The sequence below is a fragment of the Bacteroides clarus YIT 12056 genome (genome assembly GCF_900129655.1).
GTDB lineage: Bacteria > Bacteroidota > Bacteroidia > Bacteroidales > Bacteroidaceae > Bacteroides > Bacteroides clarus.
The window spans coordinates 164,680-187,108 of record NZ_FQWK01000006.1 but is presented as its reverse complement, the minus strand read 5'-3'; the positions used below and the strand labels follow the sequence as shown (position 1 = coordinate 187,108).

15 protein-coding genes are annotated in these 22,429 nt (G+C 42.0%); 14 read left to right on the top strand and 1 reads right to left on the bottom strand.

What is annotated here, in order from left to right; all coding sequences use genetic code 11:
* Positions 1–3: 3 nt before the first annotated feature.
* Positions 4–1,116, top strand: coding sequence for a Wzz/FepE/Etk N-terminal domain-containing protein (locus BUB52_RS12340; protein WP_009120651.1), 1,113 nt, complete (start codon positions 4–6; stop codon positions 1,114–1,116).
* Complete coding sequence (locus BUB52_RS12335) at positions 1,113–1,436, top strand: UpxY family transcription antiterminator (RefSeq protein ID WP_009120652.1); 324 nt, start codon at positions 1,113–1,115, stop codon at positions 1,434–1,436. Before BUB52_RS12340 ends, BUB52_RS12335 begins: the two co-directional genes overlap by 4 nt.
* Before the next feature lie 84 nt (positions 1,437–1,520).
* Here BUB52_RS12335 and BUB52_RS12330 read toward each other — a convergent pair whose 3' ends face one another.
* A complete protein-coding gene (locus tag BUB52_RS12330) occupies positions 1,521–2,729 on the bottom strand; it encodes an ROK family transcriptional regulator (RefSeq protein WP_009120653.1) in 1,209 nt (402 codons plus the stop codon).
* A 149-nt stretch (positions 2,730–2,878) separates the two neighbouring features.
* Between BUB52_RS12330 and BUB52_RS12325 the strand changes: the two genes are divergently transcribed.
* The 12 genes from BUB52_RS12325 to BUB52_RS15970 all read left to right on the top strand — a co-directional run bounded on the left by BUB52_RS12325 (position 2,879) and on the right by BUB52_RS15970 (position 22,412).
* The gene (locus BUB52_RS12325; RefSeq protein WP_009120654.1) at positions 2,879–3,325 is read left to right on the top strand and encodes a NanQ anomerase/TabA/YiaL family protein; all 447 of its coding nucleotides are present in this window, start codon (positions 2,879–2,881) and stop codon (positions 3,323–3,325) included.
* A 215-nt stretch (positions 3,326–3,540) separates the two neighbouring features.
* Positions 3,541–4,776: an MFS transporter gene (locus BUB52_RS12320; protein ID WP_009120655.1), complete on the top strand. Its 1,236-nt coding sequence runs from the start codon at positions 3,541–3,543 to the stop codon at positions 4,774–4,776.
* Positions 4,777–4,809: 33 nt separating this feature from the next.
* Positions 4,810–5,727, top strand: coding sequence for a dihydrodipicolinate synthase family protein (locus BUB52_RS12315; protein WP_009120656.1), 918 nt, complete (start codon positions 4,810–4,812; stop codon positions 5,725–5,727).
* A 13-nt stretch (positions 5,728–5,740) separates the two neighbouring features.
* Positions 5,741–6,916 carry an AGE family epimerase/isomerase gene (locus tag BUB52_RS12310; RefSeq protein ID WP_022218376.1) on the top strand — a complete coding sequence of 392 codons (1,176 nt, stop codon included), beginning with the start codon at positions 5,741–5,743 and terminating at the stop codon, positions 6,914–6,916.
* A gap of 34 nt (positions 6,917–6,950) precedes the next feature.
* Complete coding sequence (locus BUB52_RS12305) at positions 6,951–8,114, top strand: sialidase family protein (RefSeq protein ID WP_009120658.1); 1,164 nt, start codon at positions 6,951–6,953, stop codon at positions 8,112–8,114.
* Between the two features lie 10 nt (positions 8,115–8,124).
* Positions 8,125–9,423 (top strand): sialidase family protein, encoded by a 1,299-nt coding sequence (locus BUB52_RS12300; protein WP_009120659.1) that lies wholly within the window; start codon positions 8,125–8,127, stop codon positions 9,421–9,423.
* 14 nt (positions 9,424–9,437) lie between these two features.
* Positions 9,438–12,716: a SusC/RagA family TonB-linked outer membrane protein gene (locus tag BUB52_RS12295; RefSeq protein WP_009120660.1), complete on the top strand. Its 3,279-nt coding sequence runs from the start codon at positions 9,438–9,440 to the stop codon at positions 12,714–12,716.
* Positions 12,717–12,753: 37 nt separating this feature from the next.
* Positions 12,754–14,304, top strand: coding sequence for a RagB/SusD family nutrient uptake outer membrane protein (locus tag BUB52_RS12290; protein ID WP_009120661.1), 1,551 nt, complete (start codon positions 12,754–12,756; stop codon positions 14,302–14,304).
* A 61-nt stretch (positions 14,305–14,365) separates the two neighbouring features.
* Positions 14,366–16,456, top strand: coding sequence for a fimbrillin family protein (locus tag BUB52_RS12285; RefSeq protein ID WP_009120662.1), 2,091 nt, complete (start codon positions 14,366–14,368; stop codon positions 16,454–16,456).
* A gap of 376 nt (positions 16,457–16,832) precedes the next feature.
* Positions 16,833–18,467 carry a sialidase family protein gene (locus tag BUB52_RS12280; RefSeq protein ID WP_009120664.1) on the top strand — a complete coding sequence of 545 codons (1,635 nt, stop codon included), beginning with the start codon at positions 16,833–16,835 and terminating at the stop codon, positions 18,465–18,467.
* A gap of 36 nt (positions 18,468–18,503) precedes the next feature.
* Entirely contained in the window at positions 18,504–19,754 is a 1,251-nt protein-coding gene (locus BUB52_RS12275) for an alpha/beta hydrolase family protein (RefSeq protein ID WP_009120665.1), read from the top strand.
* A 36-nt stretch (positions 19,755–19,790) separates the two neighbouring features.
* On the top strand, positions 19,791–22,412 hold the full coding sequence (locus BUB52_RS15970) for a cyclically-permuted mutarotase family protein (RefSeq protein ID WP_009120666.1): 2,622 nt from the start codon (positions 19,791–19,793) through the stop codon (positions 22,410–22,412).
* Positions 22,413–22,429 lie beyond the last annotated feature (17 nt).

Genomic DNA, 22,429 nt, shown 5'->3' with positions numbered 1-22,429 from the left:
ACAATGAGCGAAGGTAAAATACAAGAAACTCCGCAGAAACCGGAGGAACAGGAAATTGATTTGATAGAATTGGCTCAGAAAGTATGGGCTGAACGCAAAATGCTCTATAAGGTATGTGGTATTGCCGCAGTGATAGGGCTGATTGTGGGGTTCAGTATTCCTAAAGAATATTCTACGGAGGTGACGTTAGCTCCCGAAAGCGCCAGTAAAATGAATGCCGGAAGCATGGGAGCATTGGCTGCCATGGCCGGAATCAATTTAGGTGGTGCTTCTGCCGGAGAGGATGCCTTGTCACCCGAATTGTATCCTGATATTGTCAAGTCGACTCCTTTTCTGTTGGAGCTGTTTGATGTAAAGGTCAAAGATCAAAAAGGAAAAATCGACACGACTTTATACGCTTATCTGGATAAATACCAACGTTCATCATGGATGGGTACTGTGGTATCTGCGCCATTCAAGGCTTTGGGGTGGACATTGTCTTTGTTTAAGGATAAACCGGAGAAAAAAGAAGGAAAAATCGATCCGTTCCGTTTGACATTGGACGAAACAAGGGTAGCGGAGGCTTTGAGTAAACGTATTTTGGTTACGATTGATAAGAAAACCGGAGTTACGACTTTAGAGGTTACCATGCAGGATCCTTTGATTTCCGCTTCGCTGACTGATACCGTCATGCGTTGTTTGCAGAATTATATCACAGATTACCGTACCAATAAAGCCCGTCATGATTTAGCTTTTACTGAAAAACTTTATAACGAAGCAAAAGCTGATTATCAGAACGCTCAGAAAAAATATGCTACTTTCGCGGATGCTAATCAGAATGTGGTTCTGTTAAGCTATCGTGCCGAACAGGAGCGTTTGAAGAATGAGGTGGAGTTGGCGTATACCGTTTATACGCAGGTTTCCGGACAATTGCAAATGGCAAGAGCCAAGGTGCAGGAGATTACTCCGGTATATACGGTTGTACAACCGGCTACGGTACCGTTACGTGCCGCCAAACCTAATAAGATTATGATTCTTATAGGCTTTGTATTCTTGGCGGGAGTAGGTTGTGTCGGTTGGATATTATTTGTGAAGGATTTATTTAAGGATTGGAGAAAAGCAAATAAGGCGATATGATGACTAATAATAATATGAGTCGTTGGTGTGCTCTGCATACAGCACCAAAATCGGAGCGTAAATTGATGCAGCGTTTGAATGCAGCAGGATATACAGCATTTTGTCCTATGCAGATTGTATTCAAGAAGTGGAAAGGACAAACCAAAGAAGTGTTTGCGCCTCTTTTCCCCGGTTGTGTTTTTGTTGAAGAGACAACCGGCGTAGCATCCTTTGTCGCTTCACAGCATGCGGCTCTTTTGGTAGATGCTGAGGGAAAGTATCTGTCTGTTTGTGCCGATAAGGCTGAATTACCAGCTAAGTTTGTGCATTTGCTGAAATAGTCATTACGCCATTACTAAAGGGAAAAACTAAAGAAAAAAGATAACCTTCTATTCTACGCTAGGGAAAGAGTAGAAGGTTATATTTTAATATTCGAACATCCGGCTTCGTGCCAGCATGCAAGCACCTACAATTCCTGCCCTGTCTTTTAGTTTTGAAACTGTAATAACAGAATCCTGATTTACGAGGTTTAGCGAATATTTTCTTATTGCTGTCTTAATAGGCTGGGCTATATAGTCATCGGTTAATGATAGGGTTCCGCCAATAATAACCAATTCAGGATTAAATATATTGATTAATCCTGCAATTTGTTTACCTAGCTTCTGTCCGATTTCCTCTACAATTTCAATACACAGCAAATCTTCTTTGTTTACGGCAGAAATAATTTCGTCCAATGTAAGCGGAAGCTCTTGGTTGTTTGCCCGACCGGACAGTATGGAACACTCGCCTTTTTTAATGCGTTCTTGTAAAATTCTATATATCGCGGAACCGGATGCTTCTGTTTCCAGGCATCCTTTTTTGCCACAGTGACACAGTATTTCGTTATCAAAAACATTGATATGTCCGAATTCTCCGGAGAAACCTGATTTTCCGGTGTATATTTTACCGTCTATGATAATTCCGATGCCAAGTCCCCAGCTTATATTGACGAATATAATGTTCTTTTCTCCTTTTACACAACCTTGCAAATATTCACCATAGGTCATGGCACGGGTATCATTATCAATACAGACTTGACATCCTATTTTGTCAGTTAGGACTTCTGCTAACGGACGCTCTGAGAAATTGAACTGACTGAAACTATATCCTGACTCAGGATTAACTCGTCCGGATATGTTGATATTGATATTTAATATTTTCTCTGTATTGACTTTTGTTTTCTTTATGAAAGAACTGATAAGTCTGCATAGCTCTTCCATGGCTTCCGGTGTATTTTCAAATTTGTAGGGAATATTCATCTTCAATTCCATCATATCACCTTTGAAATTAATCAAGCCGATGTTGACAGCAAACTTTTTGATATCTACGCCGATAAAGTATCCGGATTCCGGATTAAGGCCATATAAACTTGGATGTCGCCCACCACTGGTTTCTAATTTACCGTAATCATTGATATATCCGTCTTCGCACATCTCGCTGATAAATTTGGTAACGGTAGGTATACTTAGGTCTAATTCTTTGGATAGGTCGGTAATGGTAGAACTGCCATTATATATATAATGTGTAATAATTCTCTTTTTTACGAGAGCACTTTTGCTTCCTAACTCTATTTCCTTTAAAAGTTGCTGTCTCATGTCTTCTACTGATTGAATTTCTACAAAGATAATAAATTTAGCTTTATATTTTATATATACTAAAATAATTTATTAATATCTCCCGTGTAATTAAATTAATTTCTATATTTGCCTCGGAATTTTCATATATAACTAAAAAAACAGCGAAAATGATTGTATCGAATTTACAGAATAGCAGTAGGGTAGAGGTGCTCCACCCTTTGTTTAAAACTCTTTTTGACTATGTAAAAAGCCATGATTTGCTTCATGCGGAATTAGGACGTATTGATATTGACGGTGATAATTTATTTATTATGAATATCAATCCTGAATGTGTTGCACAAGCTAAACAAGTGTTGGAAGTCCATCGTGCTTATATTGATGTACATATTCTTTTGCAAGGTATAGAAAGAATTGGATGGAAGGCTTTTGAAGATGTAAATCAGGAAGTTAAGCCTTATGAGAAAGAAGGAGATTGTGCCTTGTATTCAGACTGTTCAACTACATGGGTCGATTTATATCCAGGCCAGTTTATGATTGTATATCCGGAGGATCCTCATGCGCCTATAATTGGTCAAGGGAAAATTCGTAAGCTAATAGCTAAAGTGAAGATTTGAAAAATAATTGGTATTAGATTAGTGGGGTAAAAAGCATGACGTAAGTTGAATGCAATTCATTCTCTTGCGCTATTTTTATTTATATTTATTTGTTATCTATATGTTTTTAATTAATGTCTTGTGTTTAATAAAATAATTTATTAAATATTTTGTATATAATAAAATGATTGATATATTTGCATCAAAATAAATTAATATAGCTTTAACTAAAGATTATGAAAAACAAAAATCTGTATCCTTGGGTAGTAGTTGCTTTATTATGGGTGGTTGCTCTACTCAATTACATGGATCGCCAAATGCTCTCTACTATGCAGGAGGCTATGAAGGTTGATATTGTAGAATTGAATAAAGCGGAAGCCTTTGGAGCTCTAATGGCTATCTTTCTATGGATTTACGGTTTTATGAGCCCAGTTGCCGGTATGATTGCTGACCGTTTCAGTCGTAAGTGGTTGGTTGTCGGAAGTTTGTTTGTTTGGTCCGCTGTCACTTATTTGATGGGATATGCTGATAATTTTCACGAATTATATTGGCTTCGTGCAGTGATGGGAATTAGTGAAGCGCTTTATATACCTTCTGCCTTATCTCTTATTGCTGATTGGCATCAAGGTAAATCCCGTTCATTGGCTATTGGGATACATATGACCGGACTTTATGTAGGGCAAGCTATCGGTGGATTTGGCGCTACGGTGGCGGCTATCTTTTCTTGGCATTCCACGTTTCATTGGTTCGGTATCATAGGTATTGTGTATTCATTGATTTTGGTTGTTACATTGCGTGAAAATCCGGCCCATGCTTTGGTAAAAGAGACGCCAATAGCATCGGGAGAAAAGAAACCGTCTTTATTTAGCGGGCTTAGTGTACTTTTTTCTACTTGGGCTTTCTGGATTATCCTTTTCTATTTTGCAGCTCCGAGTCTTCCCGGTTGGGCGACTAAAAACTGGTTACCGACATTATTCTCCGAAAGTTTGAATATTCCTATGTCTGAAGCCGGTCCGATCTCTACTATAACAATCGCTTTTTCTTCGTTTATCGGGGTTATCGTAGGAGGTATTTTATCTGACCGGTGGGTACAAAAAAATATCAGAGGGCGTGTTTATACGGGGGCTATCGGATTAGGGTTGACGATTCCTGCGTTAATGCTGCTGGGTTTTGGACACAGCTTTGCAGCTGTTATTGGTGCCGGACTGCTTTTCGGAATAGGTTTTGGTATTTTCGATGCTAATAATATGCCTATCCTTTGTCAGTTCGTCTCGGCAAAACATCGTGGTACCGCCTATGGTATTATGAATATGACAGGTGTATTTGCCGGTGCCGCCGTTACCGAGTTATTAGGAAAATGGACCGATGGAGGAAACTTGGGACAAGGATTTGCCATGCTCAGTATTATAGTACTGGTAGCGTTGGCTTTGCAACTTTACTTTCTTCGTCCTCAGACAGACAATATGGAATAATAATAACATTAATGATATTAAGAAATAAAAAGTATGGAAAAGATTATTGGTTTGATTGATGCGCCTTTCACTCCGTTTTATGAAAATGGAGAAGTAAACTATGAACCTATTGAAGCCTATGCAAAAATGTTGCAGAAAAATGGCCTTCAAGGAGTATTCATTAATGGTTCTTCCGGTGAAGGATATATGTTGACTGAAGAAGAGCGTATGAAACTTGCCGAGCGTTGGGTATCTGTTGCGCCGGCAGGATTTAAGGTAATTGTTCACGTTGGGAGCTGCTGCGTCAAAGCGAGCCGTATGTTGGCGGAGCATGCGCAGAAAATCGGAGCTACAGCTATTGGAGCAATGGCTCCACCGTTTCCTAAAATTGGTCGTGTGGAAGAATTGGTAAAGTATATTGAAGAAATTGCAGCGGGTGCTCCCGAACTTCCGTTCTATTATTATCATATTCCCGCTTTCAACGGTGCTTTCCTGCCTATGGTTAAGTTATTGGAAGCGGTTGATGGGCGAGTACCTAATTTCGCCGGCATTAAATATACTTTCGAGAGTATGTACGAATACAATCAGTGCCGTCTTTATAAGAATGGTAAGTACGATATGCTCCACGGTCAGGATGAAACGATTCTTCCCTGTTTGGCAATGGGAGGTGCGCAGGGTGGCATTGGCGGTACTACCAATTATAATGGAAAGGAACTGGTAGGTATCATTGATGCCTGGAAGGCCGGTGACCTTGAATTGGCGCGTGAACGTCAGAACTTCTCGCAAGAAGTGATTAATGTTATTTGCCATTTCCGTGGAAATATAGTGGGAGGTAAGCGTATAATGAAGCTTATCGGTCTAGACCTAGGTAAGAATCGTACTCCTTTCCAAAATATGACCGATGAGGAAGAATGCCAGATGAAAGCAGAGCTTGAGGCTATTCATTTCTTTGAACGTTGCAATAAATTCTAAAATCTGATAAACTATGAATGTAACGGATTATTTAACCTCATGGTCAGCATCCTATCGACATGATTTCACTGAGAATATTATGCCTTTTTGGATGCGCTACGGTCTTGACCGTAAGCATGGCGGAGTATATACTTGTATTGATCGTGATGGCCGTTTAATGGACACTACGAAATCTGTATGGTTTCAGGGACGTTTTGGGTTTATTGCAGCCTATGCTTATAATAACATAGAACAGAATCCGGAATGGCTTGCGGCTTCTAAGAGTTGTATAGACTTTATAGAAAAGCACTGTTTTGATGCTGACGGACATATGTACTTTGAGGTTACTGAAAACGGTACTCCTTTGCGTAAACGTCGCTATGTGTTTTCCGAGTGTTTTGCCGTCATTGCCATGTCAGAATACGCCATTGCATCAGGAGATAAAACTTATGCAGAAAAGGCTTTAGCTCTTTTCAAACGTATACAAAGGTTTCTTTCCACCCCCGGTTTTCTGGAGCCCAAGTATCTGCCTGCACTACAGGCTCGAGGACATTCCATTACGATGATTCTCATCAATACGGCTTCTCGTGTCCGTGCTGCTATTTCCGATCCGATACTCGACACACAAATTGATGAATCGCTTGCGGCTATCCGAAAGTACTTTATTCATCCCGAGTTTAAAGCATTGCTTGAAATGGTGGGAAAAGATGGAGAGTTCATTGATACCTGTAACGGGCGTGTCATTAACCCGGGGCATTGTATCGAGACTTCCTGGTTCATTTTAGAAGAAGCCCGCTATCGCGACTGGGATAAAGATTTGGTACGAACGGCTCTTCAGATTCTCGACTGGTCTTGGGAATGGGGATGGGATAAAGAATATGGCGGTATAATAAACTTCCGGGACTGTCGTAATTTCCCCGCACAGGATTATTCCCAGGATATGAAATTCTGGTGGCCGCAGACCGAAGCTGTTATTGCCACTCTTTATGCTTATCAGGCAACTCACGATGAAAAATACCTTGCCATGCATAAGCAGATAAGTGATTGGACGTATGCTCATTTCCCTGATAGGGAATATGGTGAGTGGTATGGTTATCTGCACCGTGACGGCACGGTGGCCCAACCTGCCAAAGGTAATCTGTTTAAGGGTCCTTTCCATATACCTCGAATGATGATTCGTAGTTATATGCTGTGTCAGGAACTGCTGTAAGTGATGTTTGTATTTTCATTTATAAAAATATCATATGCACATATTGAAGAATCTATTCATAGTAGTTTTTTTATCTTTTCTTTTCTCAATTAAAGGAGAAGCGCAAACAACAGAACAATCAGATTTCTCCGGACTGAAGAAGTGTACTGTCTTTTCTGCCGGGGATGATAATGTGAACAGCTATCGTATTCCCTCACTGTTGACAACCAAAGATGGTACTTTGCTTGTTTTTTGTGAGGCGCGTAGAGATAGTTGGCGGGATAAAAGCCGTACGGATATTGTAGTGAAGCGAAGCGAGGATACAGGAAAAACATGGTCTGTTATGCAAGATTTGACACAAGGTATTACCGGTGCTTATATGGATCCTACTCCGATTCTTGATTCGATTACCGGACGCATCTTTTTATTTACAACTTTTTGGCCGTCGGAAGACCATTCCGGAACAAAGAATCGTGCTATTCTTATCACTTCGGATGATAATGGAAAAACTTGGTCTTCGCCTGTGGATGTTACATCTACGATTATTCCAGCAGGCTATCATATTGTCGGTTTTGGTCCGGGAGCAGGTTTACAGATGTCGGGAAAACAGTTTAAGGAACGATTGGTTTTACCGACCCGTGTAGTTGATTCCGAAAGAAAAAGTGCTCATAACGTAGCAATCTATTCCGATAATCATGGCCGGACATGGACAATGGGTGGTAAAGGCGATACCGGTGATGAATTTCAAATAGCCGAATCTCCTGCCGGAACATTGGTTTACAATGCTCGCATACCGGGAGCGCGTATGGTGGCATATAGCGCTGACGGTGGGGGTACTTGGAGCAAAGCGGTAAAAGAACCGGCACTACCGGGTGTTTCTAAAGGATGTCAGGCGAGCGTTTTGGGACAAGGAAGACAACTCTATTTTTCTGGTATCAGAGGAAAAGCTGAAACACCGGAATATGATGAACGCGTAGGTCTGGCTTTGTATAAAAGCTGCGATGGCGGGAAGACATGGAACGATGGAATTCAATTATATGATGAAGCTTCAGGCTATAGTTGTATGTCCTTCTTGCCGGACGGCAGAATGGCGATTATATTTGAAACGGCAGATACTCCTGGATTTACCCGTAAATCATTGCCCGGTATCAAACCTCTCAAGCGTCCGGCCGGTTGGATGAGACTGGACTTGCTTATACTACCTATTATTAATCTTTAATTTTATATTTATGAAAAACTTTTTTTATACTATGAGTATCGTTATGAGCTTGCTTGTTTTTACAGCTTGTTCAGATGATAGTGTCAATGATTTTTCACCTGTGCCCTATCCGGATGAGATGGAACAAGAAGAACCGACACCCGATCCGACACCTGACCCGGACGATCCGACACCTGCTCCTGATGCGGATCCGGTGTGGAAAGTAACTTCAACGACTACTGTATTTAATTCTAAAGTAAGTACTGACGTTTCTTATCGTGTGCCTGCGGTGGCAGTTACAAAAGCCGGTACGATACTTGTTTTTTGTGAAACTCGTTATGGTACTTGGATGGATAAATCGGGACGTACGGATATTTTTATGAAGCGTAGTACGGATAAGGGAGCTACCTGGACAGAAAAGAATATAACAGAGCAAGCCGTTTCTTCAAAACTCTCTTACATGGACCCGACAGTTGTGGTTGACCAGACTACCGGAAAGATTTTCCTTTTTACTTCTTTATGGGATGCGGTTGGTAAACCTTCTGCTCAACAAGGCTATAATAACAGAGCTATCATGTATACCTCTGAAGATGATGGTGTAACCTGGACAAGGAAAGATCTCACGGATGAAGTGCAGATTGGTATATATAGTGGTTTTACAAGAATGATTGGCAGCTTTGGTCCCGGTTCCGGTGTACAAATGACAAATGAGATGTATAAGGACCGTTTGATTGTTCCTATGCGTTCATTTAAGGTCGATGCGGATAAAGGAACTGTTTCTAATGGTGGAAATACCGCTATGTATTCAGATGATCATGGTGTTACCTGGCAAACAGGTCAGCCTAATAAATCGGGTGAGTGGACGGTTACTGAGGCTCCTGACGGTGCATTGATTGGCAATATTCGATATAATGGATATCGGCAAAACTATTATAGTACAGATGGTGGTGCCAAGTGGCCGGGATTCTCGGATTATCCGGCATCACAATTACCAACTCCGGAGAAAGGTTGTGCAGGAAGTGTGATAGTGAAAGATAACTGGCTGTACTATTGTGGAGCAAAAGGAATCACCGCTACCAGTTCACACGATGACCGTGGTATCCTATATCTTGCCAAAGCAAAATTCTTTGACGGACATTCGCATACATTTAATGCTGCAGATCATATGGTGCTTTATGATAAAGCAGCGGGATATACTTGTATGGCATTGATGCCTGATGGTGATTTGGTTATTGTTGCGGAACTTGGCGATTTACCCGGATTTACAAAAACTTCAACCAGACCGGAAGGCTGGATAAGATTGGATTTGTTTATATTATCTTCTAAATAACCTGTTTTTTTGATATGAGAAAAATACACTTAAAGAGCTGTCAGAAAGTAATTCTCATGGCAGTGGTAATGCTTTGTTCCTTGAGCAGCTTGTATGCGCAAGTAGGACAGACAGTGACAGGTGTTGTAAAGGACACTGAAGGAGAACCGCTGATTGGCGTTTCTGTATTGGAAATTGGCACATCCAATGGTGCCATTACTAATCTGGATGGACAATATACGTTAACTCTGACAAAAAACAAATCGGTATTGGCTTTTTCTTACATAGGCTATACTAAACAGGAGATTTCTGTCAGTGGGCGTAAAAGTATTATTGTTGTAATGAAAGAAGATGCTGTAGGATTGCAAGAAGTTATCGTTACGGGTTACGGAAAAACCGTAACTAAAGATAAGTTGACGGCTGCTATTTCTAAAGTTTCTTCTGAAGTGTTGGAGAGGGGGGTACGTGCCAATCCGTTGACGGCTTTGGCCGGTACTGTTACAGGTGTACGTGTTACGCAGACTTCCGGTCAGCCGGGAACGGGACCTTCTATTCAAGTTCGTGCCGGTGCTTCTTTGGACGGTAAAGGTAGTCCGCTATATATTATTGATGGTGTACAAAAGGATGATATGAACGATATTAATAGTAATGATATTGCGTCTATCGAAATTTTGAAAGATGCCGCTGCAACGGCGCTTTATGGTGCCCGTGCCAACAATGGTGTAGTATTGGTGACCACCAAGAGCGGTCATGTCGGTAAAACTACTATCACTTTGAATGTAAACGTAGGTAAAGGTTTTGCCCGCGATAATTATAATTTCCTGAATGCCCGTGATTATCTGTATTGGGAACGTATGGCTGCAAATCGTAGTGGAGATGATCTGAATCTTGTTAACGGTTGGGGTACGGGAAATGATATTACGGCCGATGGCAATCAGACAGCCAGTGGTATTTACAGTACTACAATTCTGACCGATAAGAATAAATATTTGTTGGATTACGGTTGGCAGTCTATGAAAGACCCTGTTACCGATAACTATTTGTTGTTTAAGGAAACCAATATGCGTGATTTGAATATGCAGGACGCTTGGACGCAAGATTACAATATTTCTTTCTCGGGTGGTAATGAAAAAGGAAAGTATTATTCAAGTATTGGATATTATGATGAAACAGGTTTCCCATTAGAATCCGGTTATGAACGTTTATCTTTCAATTTGAATGGTGAATACAAAATTAAGAATTGGTTGAAAGCTTCCGGCTTCGTAAACTTTTCTCGTTCCGAAACGAATCCCAACTATATGAGCGATGCCAATTTCTGGAGTGTGGTACCTGCTGTTCCACCTACTTTTAAAGGTGCCAACATGGATGGAACGGTTATTAAATTAATCAATAATACTCAGAATGCCAACTGGAATGAGATGAAGAACTATTACTATCGTAGAAATACGGCTTATAAGACTACCTTGGGAACTTCATTCCAAATAGACCTTATGAAAGGGCTGAGCTTGAAAATGAGTGGTATGTGGTATCTTCACATGGTTGAAAAAGAATCTTTCAACAAGGAACTTCCGAATGGTCCGGGTAAGGTAGATTCCAACCGAAAGGCTTCTGCCGATTATGCACGTCGTTTGGATCAGACCTATAATGCCATATTGAACTATAATGCTTCTTTTGGCAATCATAACATCAGTGCCGTAGGTGGTTTTGAAATGATAGATAAATATAATTTCGGTCTTAAAGCGTCCGGTCAGGGAGCGACTTCCGATGATTTTATCGGACTGCAGTTTACAGAGCCTTTGGATGCTAATGGAAAATCCACTCGTAATATGTCTACTACTCACACACAAGAACGTATTATGTCCGGTTTCATCAATGCATCCTATGACTATAAGAGCAAATATTTGTTCTCTTTCTCCGGACGTTATGACGGTTATTCCAAGTTGGTGGACAACCGTTGGGGATTCTTCCCGGGTGTAAGCGCTGCATGGAATGTGTATCGTGAAGAATTTATGGAAAAATATCTGGATATATTCTCTAATATGAAGTTACGTATGGGATATGGACAGAATGGTAATGTAAATGGTATCGGGTTGTATGAGTTGCAGGGAAGTTACGCCAATGCCGGTAATTATAATGGTGTTTATGGTTTATTGATAAATGACATCGCTTACCCCGGATTACGTTGGGAAAAGACAACTTCTTTTGATGCGGCAATTGAGTTAGGTTTGTTCAATAAGGTAGATCTCAGTGCAGGTTACTTCAATAAGAAAACTACCGATTTGATAGCTGATGTACCCTTGTCTGCTTCATCCGGTGTGGGCTCTATGAAAACCAACAACGGTGCGGTACGCAGCCAGGGTATGGAATTGGAAGTGAATTATCGTATTTTCGATCGTAAAGATTTTAAGTGGAATGTAGGTGCCAATATTACGTTTGTTAAGTCTAAAGTGCTGAAATTGCCTGATAACGGTAATGAAAACAACCGTCAAGGCGGTACAGAGGTCTACAAAGGTAAAGGAAGCAATGAAACAGTGTGGAGAGGCGGTACACAGGAAGGACAATCTTATGGCGATATTTATGGTTTTAAGATGACACATGTTGTTCGTGATGAGGCAGACCTTGCAAACTATGCTTATTACGTAGACAAGGTTCCTTCTCAGCCTGTATACGGTCCGGCGGCCTATGCCCAGTTAACTGTTGAACAGCAGAGAAATGCCCAGCAACTTGCTCCCGGTGATGCTGTATGGTACGATGTAAATGGTGACGGTATCATCGATACGCACGACCAGGTAAAGCTTGGTAACTCCATACCTAAGTGGATGGGTGGTTTTAATACTTCTGCTTCCTGGAAAGGACTGACACTTTTTGCCCGTTTCGACTATGCGCTGGGATATAAGAAGTGGAATAGCGGTTATCAATATTTCATGGGAATTACGTCCGGTTCCTTTAATGTGCCGGAGCTCGCTAAAGAAACATGGACAGAGGATAATCCTACTGCAGGATTGCCGGTATTAATGACTAATGATACTAATTTTAAGAAAAACTATACTCGTAGTACTTCTTTATTCTGGGAAAATGCTGCTTACCTGTGTGCTCGTGAAATCTCCTTGAGTTATGATTTGCCTTCCCAGTGGACAAAGAAAGCAATGATGGAGAAGGTAACGGTAACGCTCACCGGGCAGAATCTGTTCTATGTGACGAGCAACAATCTCTATACTCCCGAGTATGATTCCGCAAATAATACCAAGGATGACGGTAAGGGCGGATATGCCTTGCCGAAGACTGTCTTGATGGGAATAAAGGTTGTGTTCTAACTTTACTAATATTTAAATCATAAAGAAAGATAGTATTATGAAAAAAATAAAATACATATTCTTGATATTGTTGATAGGAGCCATACAGTCATGCGATTACCTGGAATTAAGCCCGGTAGACTCCTATGGTATCAGTAATTATTGGAGTACAAAAGACCAGGTGGAACGTTATGTTCGAGGTTTACACTATCGTCTTCGCGAACGCCAGGAGGTATTTTTCAAGATGGGCGAACTCAGAGGGGGAACATTTGTGGGAGCGAGTTCCTCTCTTTTCAACCAATCTATCAGCGATGTTGCGGCAGTGAATAATAACCTGACGGTAACCAATTCCGTTATTACCAACTGGGGTAATTTCTATATGGATATTATGCAGATTAACCATGCTATTCAGTCGGTTCCCGGTACCGGTGCTTTGAACGAGACCGAAAAGAATTACTATATGGGTATACTGCATGGGTTGAGAAGTTTTTATTACTTCCATCTGTTCCGTACTTATGGTGGGGTACCGTTGATAGAGACGGCACGTGTGATGGATGGTAGCTTTACTCCCGCCGATTTGAATCAGCCTCGTGCCACAGAAGAGGAAATTTACACTTTCTTGGTGAAGGATATAAAAGCATCGGACGATTATTTTGAGAAAGACGAATATACAATTAATTCCACGGACAAAAGCTCTTATTGGAGTAAAGCGGCAACAAAAATGCTTAAAGCCGAGATTCTGCTGTGGGGATGTAAGGTGAGACCGATTGGCGGTGCTAATGTTTACTCTAAGGATGTGTCTGCCGATTTGACTGCCGCCAAGCAAGCATTACAAGACGTTATAGATTCGGAGAAGTATGGCTTTGCCTCTACAACAAGCTTTGCGGATGTATTTGATGTTGCCAAAAAGGATAATAAGGAAATGATATTTGTAATCCGTTATCTTTTGAACGAAAAAGAAAATTTCTTCAGTAAATTTTTATACCCTACAAATACCAATCTGGTAGGTTTTCAAGATGCTGACGGTAAAGCGTACACTGGAGATAATGTGAATCCTTTGAATCTGAATGGTACCGCTTCTAATTTTCAATATACCAAAGCTCTCTTTGATGAGTTCGGTGAAGATGATATTCGCCGTAGCACTACATTTTTTGATGTGTATAAAATAGAGGGTGGCGATGCGGCTATTCTTTTGACGAAGTTTATGGGTGAAATGGATAATAATACCCGTCGTTTTACTAATGACTGGCCTATTTATCGCTATGCGGATTTACAATTGCTGTTAGCTGAAATAGTGGCTATGCAAGGCGGTGATCCTGCTACTTACATCAATAGTATTCGCCAGCGTGCTTATGGTGATGCTTATGTTACTCATAAATATCCGCAGACAGGTGAAACGGCTGAAGATGCCATTTTGGAAGAACGCACGAAAGAATTTGTCGGTGAGGGTAAACATTGGTATGACATTCGCCGTATGAAAGACGGTGATTTGGCTAAGGCTCTTCAAATCAACGTTACGGGCGACTTGGTAGAGAAACATTTGTTGTGGCCTATTGATGCGACCGTAATGTCTAAAGATCCTCAGGTAGAACAAACACCCGGTTATTAAACTGTGGGTCGGGTGAAAGTGAGTTTATTATAATTCATTAGAAAAATTAAATCATAAGAAGATGAAAAAGCAATATACATTTCTGGTCTTAGGACTCTGCGCAGGGCTTCTTACTACCGCATGCAGTGACGACGACTATACAAATGACTTTACACGGCCGGCAGGAGGGAATCAGATTTTCTTCAATTGTCAGTCACAACTGGATGAAAATAATAAGGTAATTTGGGCGGCAGACAGTAAAATCGGTTTCTTCTGCGAACAGACAGAAACCGTTAATCTGGCTGTAGGTCTTGCAGCTCCTTTCGTAGGGCAGACTGAAGGTCTGTTCTACACACAGGTAATATGGAATAAAGAGGCGGGTGATCATACTTTCTATGTATACGCACCGTATAACAAGAATAATACTTCCGCAAAAGCTATTGCCGGAACATTAAGTAATTCGCAGTTGCAGTCGGGTACGGCTAATACTCATTTGATGAGTAGTGCTTTGACTTACGCCACGGCTACTTCTGCCGAAGTAGAAACCGCCGTACCCATGACTTTCAAGCATGCGTTAGGGTATATGGATGTCAGTTGTAAAACAGCTGCGAAGTATGCAGGCTGGAAGATAAAGTCCATTGAATTCTCTACGGAAGACGGAGTTCCTTTGGCGGGTGAGTATAAATTCGATTTGACTACAGGGCAGTTTGCTATTGCCGAAGGTTCTTCCAAAGTACAGGTAAAAGTGGATAATGCTCCGGAATTAGTACAGAATGAAGCCTTTCACGGATATATGTCTATAAATCCTTTGGACTTGTCGGCAAAGCAATGCAAAGTAACGGTAGTGATAGAAAAGGCAGGAGAAGATAACGATTTAAGCTTGGAAGGTAATCTTTCTTCTGTGAAGATTCTTGCAGGCGAATTTAATACTCTGGAAGTAGATATGGATGCGCTTACAGAAACTGTGCTGGGTGATAATTCTGTTGATTTGAGTGCAAATGAAACCGCGAACTGCTACATAGCGGGAAAGGCCGGACAAGAATATCGTTTCAATGCTACGGTTATGGGTAATGGAGCAGTAACTCCGGCAGGAACAAATACCACAACTTTTCCTGGCATAACTCCTTCTATATTAGCCCCGTCATCTGTGGCAATCTTATGGCAGAGTGCCAGGAGTTTAGTTTCAGGTGTGAAATTAAAAAACAATTATGTGTATTTCACACTGAATGGTTCTGATGAAACTCCATTAGTATCGGGTAATGCAGTCATTGCTGCATATGATGATACAGGTGCTGTTATTTGGAGTTGGCATATTTGGGTGACAGATGCAGACTTGGATGCAAAGGTACAAACTTATACAGTACATCAAAATTATGCTAATTTTGCAACCTATCAGTCACCTGTTATGATGGATCGTAATTTGGGTGCTACAAGTGCTGAATTGTGGAATTCTGATACAGATAGTAAAGATGCTCATGGATTATTTTATCAATGGGGGCGTAAAGATCCTCTTATTGGTCCAAGTTCGGAGAATGCCACTTCTATTGCTGTCGTTTATGATAAAGATAATAATACAATAGAACCAACGGATTGGGCTACTACCACTACTCCGATTACAAGAGATGATATAGCTAAATATCCTATGACTATTTATGGAGGTGCTTCTGGTATTTCAGAGAACTGGTTCGCAGAAGATGCTTGTGATTTGTGGGGTAGTTCTGTGATGTATGCGGTTGATGGAGCTGAAGGAAAAGGTGCCGGAGAAAAATCTATTTATGATCCATGTCCTCCTGGTTATCGTGTACCACATCCTTATGTATGGAGTACCTTTACCTCGGAACCTGGTGGTGGCAAGCATAAGACAGCAGGATTTACTACTACGATTGACGGTGGTATTAAAACTCTCCAAAATACAACTGGAGCGACTTTCAGTAGTACTTATGTTTATCCGGCTACTGGCTTTATAGCTTATACGGCTTCTTTTGCAACGGGACCAGCCTTGCAACGGTTATCCAAAGGATTGGCTAATGTGGGTATTAATAATTGGAGTAATGCAGCTAATGCAGCTAATCGTGGAGCTCGATTCTTTTTTGATAATGGCGGATGTAGTACTCCCGCTGGAAATCCTCGCGCTTATGGTTATTGTGTTCGTTGCATGAAAGATACTAAATAGCTATTAGCTCTTTAGAACGATGAGGCTGCCTCAACACTCGGAAATTGCTATAATAAAACTTTTCATTAGCTTTGCCGATAGCTTTTGGACAAGACATGGCAAAAGAGTATTGAGGCAGTTTTTCTTTTATCCTATGAAGAAAAAAGAGTTTCCCTGGCATGAAACAGAAAGTTTCATTTAGCGAAACAGTTTGTTTCCCGGTGTGGAACAAACTGTTTCTCCTGAGGAAACAAACTGTTCCATGTCGGGAAACTAATGGTTCCCCCGTTGGAACTGACTGTTTCAGCTTAAGAAACAGAGAAGGATTAATATCGTATTTATTTTTATAGCATAAGCGTATCGGTATTATACCGAATAATAAAAGAACATATTTACCATGAAAAAACTCCGATTCTTATTTCTGCTTTATAGTATTATATCGTTTGGTAATCTGCGAGCTGCCGATACCGTATTCGTAAAGGAAGCGCAAATTCCGGTTCTTTTGGAACGGCAGGATAACATACTTTTCTATATACGTTTGGAAACTGATACGGCACAGACATTCAACGACGTAGTTCTACAATTTACGGAAAACACTTCGATGCAGAATATTCAGTCTGTAAAACTCTATTATAGTGGAACGGAAGCTTTGCAAGATTACGGTAAAAAACGTTTTGCTCCTGTATCTTATCTGTCTTTCACTTCACCGGGAAAGACATTGGCAGCGAATCCATCCTATTCCATTTTAAAATCGAAAGTGACTGAACCTGTAAAGAAAGAAATAAAACTGGTGGGAAATCAAAGACTGTTTCCCGGTGTAAATTACTTTTGGATTAGTTTGCAAGTGAAACCTTCAGCTTCTTTGGCTACTAAGATTTCGGCGGAAGTAGTATCCGTAAATTTGGATAATAACAAAGCTCCTCTGCAAGTAGTATCACCAAAAGGCGTTGAGCATCGTGTCGGTATTGGAGTACGTCATGCCGGTGATGATGAATCGACCGCTTATCGTATTCCGGGATTGGTAACTACCAATAAAGGGACTTTGCTGGGGGTATATGATGTCCGGTATAATAATAGCGCAGACTTGCAAGAACATGTGGATGTAGGTTTAAGTCGCAGTACGGATGGCGGACAAACATGGGAGAAGATGCGTTTACCCCTCTCTTTTGGTGAATACGACGGTTTACCTGCCGCACAGAATGGGGTGGGTGACCCTTCTATTTTGGTGGATAACAAGACTAATACCGTATGGATTGTAGCTGCATGGACTCATGGGATGGGGAATCAGCGTGCATGGTGGAGCTCGCATCCGGGAATGGACTTAAACCGCACCGCCCAATTGGTGGTGACTAAAAGTACGGACGATGGTAAAACGTGGTCTGCTCCAATCAATATAACCGGCCAAGTGAAAGATCCTTCCTGGTATTTCTTGTTGCAAGGTCCCGGAAGAGGTATTACGATGGATGATGGTACATTGGTCTTTCCTACTCAGTTCATAGATTCTACCCGCATTCCCAATGCAGGAATTATGTATAGTAAAGACGGTGGAAAAACCTGGAAAATGCATAATTATGCCCGTACCAATACAACGGAAGCGCAAGTAGCCGAAGTTGAACCGGGAGTACTGATGTTGAACATGCGTGACAACCGTAAAGGAAGCCGTGCCGTTGCAACAACAAAAGATTTGGGGCTGACTTGGACGGAGCACGTGTCTTCACGTAGTGCGCTTCAGGAACCTGTTTGCATGGCAAGTCTCATCAGCGTGAAAGCTAAAGATAACATCTTGGATAAAGACATACTGATATTTTCCAATCCTAATACAACGAAAGGACGTCATAGCACTACCATTAAAGTCAGTTTGGATGGTGGTGTCACCTGGCTGCCGCAACACCAGTTACTGCTGGATGAAGACAATAACTGGGGATACTCATGCCTGACAATGATTGACAAAGAAACCATCGGTATTTTGTATGAGAGCAGTGTTGCTCAGATGACCTTTCAGGCAGTGAAGTTGAAGGATATTGTGAAATAAGATAGAGATAGCTGCAAGGCTTTGAATCATGAAGAGATGAAAAAAAGAAATATAATGATTGGTCTGCTTCTATGCTGGTACATATTGGTTGCAGCCCAAGTGACGGGATGGTCACCGGATGAACACAAAGTGATTCGCTCCGGTCGTGACGACGGAAGATTCCTCAGCTCTTATGGCGTGGTGCATACCATGTTATCCGATATAGAGCCGGAGTGTGCTTTTCGTCCGGACATGAGTAAAAGGGAATTTTCCAAATGGCAGAAGAAAGTCCGTAAGTCTATGCAAGAGATTATGAACTTTCCGAAACGACAGGATAACTCTTCGGTTCCCAAGTGTATTCATACTGTACAACGTGACGGTTACCAACTTGAAAAATGGGAATATTATCCTTTATCCGGATGTGTATCCACATTTCTGGTACTAATACCGGATAGTTTGGTGAAACCGTCACCTGCCATTTTATGTATTCCGGGTTCGGGCGGTTCTAAGGAAGGATTGGCCGGCGAACCGGGGATAACCGCTAAATTCGATGATGATTACCGCAATCCAAAAGTGACTATGGCGCTAAACTTTGCCAAAGCCGGATATATTGCGGTGGCCGTAGATAATCCGGCGGCAGGTGAAGCGGCTGATCTGGAACGGTATGTCCGAGGCAGAAACTATAACTATGACTTGTTTTCCCGTTTCTTGCTGGAAATGGGATGGAGTTACTTGGGATATACGGCTTATCTGGATATGCAGGTACTTGAGTGGATGAAGTCGCGGCCTTATATCCGTAAAGACCGTATTGTGGTCAGTGGATTTTCTTTGGGTACGGAACCATTAATGGTTTTGGGGGTACTGGATCCCTCTATATACGCTTTTGTCTACAATGATTTTCTGTGTCAAACCCAGGAAAGAGCTTTGGTGATGACCGCTCCCGATAAGAATGGAACCCGTATCTTTCCCAACTCAATCCGGCACTTGATTCCTAATTTCTGGCGCAAGTTTAACTTTCCGGATATTGTAGCCTCGTTGGCTCCGCGTCCTGTCATCCTGACGGAAGGCGGATTAGACCGCGACTTCAATATAATTCGTAAGGCTTACGAAATATCCGGTTATCCATCTAATGTGGAGATGTACCATTATCCTAAATTTGCCGACCCGCAAAAGCGCAAAAAGATTGATAAACTGCCCGAAGGATTAAGTAGGGATGAGTATTTTAATAGGGTGAATGTAGATGCGCCTGACCATTATTTTAAATCGGAGTTAGTCATTCCCTGGCTGAAAAAACACTTGAAAGAATAATTGAAATCGTTAATTATACCTTTATATCATACAGAAATGAGGAAAGTATTGTTTTTATTCTTTAGCTTGTTCTGCTGCACTTGTCTTTGGGCTCAAAAGAAAGTGAAAGCGGCTGGTATAGGAAATGGTATTACTTATGGTGCAGAGATAGCAAATCGGGAGAAAGAGTCTTATCCCGTCTGTTTGCAAGTATCAGACCTGTATACCGACAATATGGTGTTGCAGCGTGATACTCCATTGAAAATACACGGGAAAGCGAATGCGGGTGAACCGGTTTCAGTAAGTGTCGCTCATCAGAAGATTACTGTCCGGGCAGACGATAACGGCTGCTGGTCTGTGCAACTCATGCCTTTGCAGGCAGGCGGACCTTATACATTATCCATATCTACTGGAAAACAGACCCTGTCTTATAAAAATGTATTGATTGGTGAGGTCTGGTTATGTTCCGGACAATCCAACATGGAGTTTATGTTGAAACAGGCAGCTACCGCGCAAACTGATGTTTCGGAAGCAAATGATGACAAACTTCGTCTGTTTGATATGAAAGCGCGCTGGCGTACGGATGCGGTGGCGTGGGATGCGTCGGTGTTAGACTCCCTGAATCATTTGCAATATTATAAACCGACTGTCTGGACATCTTGTACTTCTGGCACGGCGGCTTCTTTTTCTGCTGTTGCTTATCATTTCGGTAAAATGCTTCGTGATAGTCTGAATGTCCCGGTGGGCTTGATATGCAATGCTGTCGGCGGTTCACCTACGGAAGCATGGATAGACCGCCGTACATTGGAATTTGAGTTTCCGGCTATCTTACATGATTGGACAAAGAATGACCTTATTCAAGACTGGGTGCGTGAAAGGGCTGCTTTGAACATAAAATATGCTACCGATAAGCGGCAACGTCATCCTTACGAACCTTGTTATCTGTTTGAATCCGGTATTCGTCCCTTGGATAAATATCCGTTGAAAGGGATTGTCTGGTATCAGGGAGAATCGAATGCCCATAATAAGGAAGCGCATGAAAAACTTTTTAAACTATTGGTTGACAGTTGGCGTTCCAACTGGGATGAACCGGATCTGCCTTTTTATTATGTGCAACTGTCAAGCATCGACCGCCCGTCGTGGACATGGTTCCGCGATAGTCAGCGAAGATTGATGAAATGTGTTTCCAATACGGGAATGGTTGTATCCAGTGATCAGGGAGATTCATTGGATGTACACCCTGCCAATAAGAAACCGATTGGCGAGAGATTGGCGTATTGGGCTTTGAACCGCACTTATGGACATGAAAATGTACTCCCTTCCGGTCCGTTGTTTCGCTGTGCGGAATTCAAAAATGGAGCTGTATATGTTTCGTTCGACTATGGCGATGGTTTGGGTAGTGTTGATGAGGCTCTTTTGTGTTCGTTTGAAGTGGCGGAGGAAGACGGGGTTTATGAACTTGCTACTGCCGTAGTTGAGGATGACTGTCTGAAAGTGTATAATACCAATATTAAGAATCCCCGTTTTATTCGCTATGGATGGCAACCGTTTACCCGTGCCAATCTGGTGAATAAGGCGGGATTGCCGGCTTCGACTTTCCGTGCTGCCGCACCTGTCGCATATGTCACTATTGATAAAATCAGCCGGATGCAGGGTTTTCCACAGGAAGATAAGGATTTTGCCAAAGGTGTTTCGGCTTGCTTTGCGGGAATAGCGGCAGGGCAATTATTGATTGCCGGCGGTTGTAATTTTCCTGAAATACCGGCCTATGCCGGTGGTGCTAAGAAATATTATCGCGATATTTATACGGCGCTAATACCGAAGGACTCCATATTGGTTTGGCAGAGAGTGGGGCAGCTGCCGCAGGCAATGGCCTATGGTGTATCTGTGTCTACTACCGATGGAGTCATCTGTGTAGGGGGGATGAATGAGCGGGGAGCTTTGTCTGTAACTTATCGTATACGTGTGGCAGATAAGAAAGCTATTGTGGAAACATTACCTTCATTGCCTTGCACGCTGGATAATATGACAGGCGCGTTATTGGGAAATAAACTCTATGTTGCCGGGGGAAACAAGAACGGCAAGGCATCCAATGCATTTTATTGTCTCGATTTGGAGCAACTGCCTCAAGGGTGGCGGGAACTGCCCGCCTTTCCGGGCGCTCCTCGGGTACAACCGGTAAGTGCCGCACAACTGGATGCTGATGGGCAATTATGTTTCTACCTGTGGAGTGGCTTTGCAGCGCCGGTGGAAGGACGTGCCGCTTCTCTCTCGGTTGATGGATATGTATATTCACCGGCTGCCGATACTTGGACACCATTACCCGAGGTGGTGAATGAGGCAGGCGAAACAGTTTCTTTAGGCGGTGGCGTGGCGACTGCTTGGGGTAAGAATCTGATTATCTGTATGGGTGGTGTTGATAAAGACATCTTTTTGCGTGCGCTTCAAAAACCGGCTGCCGATTATTTGACTCATCCGGTGGAATGGTATCGTTTTAATAAGCGGATTCTTGTGTATGATGTGCGCTTACAAGAGTGGCAAACAATAGCTTGTACGCCGGATACCGCTCGTGCGGGCGCAGCATTGGTGATATGCGGAAAAAATATCTTTTGTATCAATGGAGAATTAAAACCGGGAGTTCGTACTCCGGGAATTACCCGCATTGCAATTAAAGAGTAAAGTATAAACGCTATTTC